The sequence below is a fragment of the Polaromonas sp. genome (assembly GCF_039932935.1).
Lineage (GTDB): Bacteria > Pseudomonadota > Gammaproteobacteria > Burkholderiales > Burkholderiaceae_C > Polaromonas.
Genome location: NZ_JBDTPB010000072.1, coordinates 1 through 2,717 on the forward strand (window position 1 = coordinate 1; position 2,717 = coordinate 2,717).

3 protein-coding genes and 1 pseudogene are annotated in these 2,717 nt (G+C 62.3%); all 4 read left to right on the forward strand.

Annotation, left to right across the window (positions count from 1 at the left end; translation table 11 throughout):
• Window positions 1-214: SHOCT domain-containing protein (locus ABI546_RS12450; RefSeq protein ID WP_348046906.1), on the forward strand; the 214-nt coding region annotated here is incomplete at its 5' end.
• 119 nt (window positions 215-333) lie between these two features.
• A complete protein-coding gene (locus tag ABI546_RS12455; RefSeq protein ID WP_348046907.1) occupies window positions 334-1,851 on the forward strand; it encodes a DUF4178 domain-containing protein in 1,518 nt (505 codons plus the stop codon).
• A 48-nt stretch (window positions 1,852-1,899) separates the two neighbouring features.
• On the forward strand, window positions 1,900-2,121 hold the full coding sequence (locus ABI546_RS12460) for a DUF350 domain-containing protein (protein ID WP_348046908.1): 222 nt from the start codon (window positions 1,900-1,902) through the stop codon (window positions 2,119-2,121).
• A 192-nt stretch (window positions 2,122-2,313) separates the two neighbouring features.
• Window positions 2,314-2,717 (forward strand): annotated as a pseudogene (locus ABI546_RS12465) (polyamine aminopropyltransferase); the annotation flags it as partial.

Consider the following 2,717-nt stretch of genomic DNA (forward strand, 5'->3'; position numbering starts at 1 on the left):
CGGCGTGGCGCTGGGCCAGGTGCTGGCGCAAAACCTGCAGCAGGGTTTGCAGGGCAATGTCGCGCAAGGCGCTGCGGCCGCTGTCGCTGCGACCGTGAAGCCCGACGATGTCATGGCCACCCTCGAAAAACTGGGGGAACTCAAGGCCAAAGGCATCCTGACGCAGGAAGAGTTCGATGCCAAGAAGGCCGAACTGCTGAAAAAGCTGGTCTGAAAATGTGGCCCCCACGCTTGCCACTTCGTGGACTACGCTCCCCCTCGAAGGGGCCGTCGCTTGCTCGGGGCGGCTCCTCGCTGCGCGTGTCCCCTGTCTGGCGCTAACCTGCACCAGCTGTGACTGAAGTCACCTCGCAACGCGCCTACCGCGCGCCGTGCCCAGGGTGTGGCGCGCCTGTCGAATTTCGCAGCGCGCAGTCCACGCACGCGGTGTGCGGCTACTGCCAAAGCACCGTCGTGCGTGATGGCGATACGCTGTCGCGCATCGGCAAGATGGCCGAGCTGTTCAATGACTTCAGTCCCCTGCAGTTGCAGGCCTCGGGTGTCTACGAGGGCCGTAACTTCACGTTGGTCGGCCGGTTGCAATACAAGTATGCACAAGGCACCTGGACCGAGTGGTATGCCGTTCTGGACGACGGCAGTACGGCCTTTCTGAGCGAAGACAACGGCGCTTATGTTTTCAGCCGCCCCAGCAGCCTGCAGCGCACCGTGCCGCCCGCAGAAAATTTCCGGGTCGGAGCCACCACGGCGATCAACGCCAAGCCCTTTAGCGTAGCCTCCAACGAAAGCGTTGCGCTGCTGTCGGCGCAAGGCGAATTACCTCGGCTGCCTACGCTGGGCGCCCCGTTTGCCATGGTGGAGCTGCGCAGCGCCGACGGCGACGTGCTCAGTGTGGACTACGGCACGGCATCCACCAGCGGGGCGCCCGCGCTGTCGCTGGGCCGGTCCGTCCTGCTGGAAGACCTCAACCTCACCGGTTTGCGCGACGAGTCCGCGAAAGACGAAAGCGGACGGCAGTTCAGCTGCCCGAACTGCGGAGCGCCGGTAGAGGTCACGCTGGCAGGCAGCAAAAGCATCACATGCCGCTCCTGCAACAGCATCATCGACCTGACACAGGGCACCGGCGCGGCGCTTCAGCATGCGATCCAGGATGCACCCGTCGCCCCGCTGATTGCGCTGGGCAGCACCGGCCAGCTGCAAGGCGTGCAATGGCAGGTCGTCGGCTTTCAGCACCGCATGGGAGAAGAACCCGACGACACGGATGAGCAGTTTGGCTGGGACGAATACCTGCTCTACAACCAGAAGCGCGGCTTCACCTTTCTGGTGGACGCCACCGACGGCTGGAGCGTGGTCAAGCCTGTCACGGGCGCCCCCCAATTCAAGACGGGTGGTGACAGCGCCACCTACCTCAAGACGACCTATCGTTTGCAAAGCAGCTACCGCGCCGAGACCACGTATGTCGCGGGCGAGTTTTACTGGCAGGTCCAGCGCGGCCAGAAGACGTTCAACCGCGATTTCGCCAGCGGCGGCGCCCTGTTGTCGCAGGAGGAGTCTCCCCATGAGGTCACCTGGTCCAGCGGCAGCAAGCTGGATGGTGATATGGTGGCCAAGGCCTTCAAACTCGAAGGCAAGAAAGACCTCTTCAAAAGGGCGGATGCAAAACCGCTGAGCGCTTCTTCCGGCATGGGCTGCGGCACCATCGTCATTGTGGTGTTGGTCATACTGCTGTTTCTTTTACTCATCACGCGTTGCTCGCGCTGCGACCCCAACGTCGAGAACTGCTCTTCGTCCAGCAGCGCGCGCAGTTCAGGCGGCTCGTATGGTGGCTATTCCGGCGGAGGCGGCCACAAATGAAGACCGCTCCTTTCTATTCAACCTGGCAGATTTTTTCTGGAGAACATCATGGGACTTGAATGGCTTAAACCCGCCGCTTTCCTCGGCTCAATCCTGTTCGCGCTGATCGGCGTGGTCATCTTCTGGCTGAGCTTTGTCATCATCGACAAGGTCACGCCGTATGACCTGTGGCTGGAGATTGTCGAGAAGCAGAATATGGCACTGGCGCTGGTGGTGGCCGCGATGGCACTAGGCATCTGCGTAATAGTAGCCGCCGCCATCCACGGGTAGTTCCCGGCTACTGCGCGAACTGGGGGCGGCGTTGGCCGGTGCTCGGAATCCTCATATACCCGCAGGTACATTCCGGTTCCTGCGCGCCGTCCGCCTTGCCCGCAGCTCGCTCGCTACGCCCTTGACGCCGCCGTGATACCGGCTCGCTTCGCATCGCGCTTCTGCGCATCCTCCTCCATCGGCACTTTTTCTTTGAACACTGAAGCCTCTTCCCCCCCTACACCACGCCCTCTCGAAGTCGCGCTGCTCGCCAGCGTCTTTGTGGTGGCGGCGTGCGGGCTGGTGTATGAGCTGGCGGCGGGGGCGCTGGCGTCTTACCTGCTCGGTGATTCGGTGTTGCAGTTCTCCACCATCATCGGCAGCTACCTGTTCGCCATGGGGATTGGTTCCTGGTTGTCGCGTTTTTTCGAGCGCCAGCTGCCGGCTCATTTTTTACGTATTGAATTGATGGTCGCGCTGGTGGGCGGTGCGCTGCCGGCCACGCTGTTTCTGGCGAATGCCTATGTCCCCGGCGCTTTCCGTTTCCTGCTGTATGCCATGGTGCTGCTGGTGGGCACGCTGGTGGGGCTGGAGATTCCGCTGGTCATGCGCATCCT

Coding starts and splice junctions, on each gene's coding strand:
- ABI546_RS12460 (WP_348046908.1), top strand. CDS start 1,900: ATGGGACTTGAATGGCTTAAACCCGCCGCTTTCCTCGGCTCAATCCTG.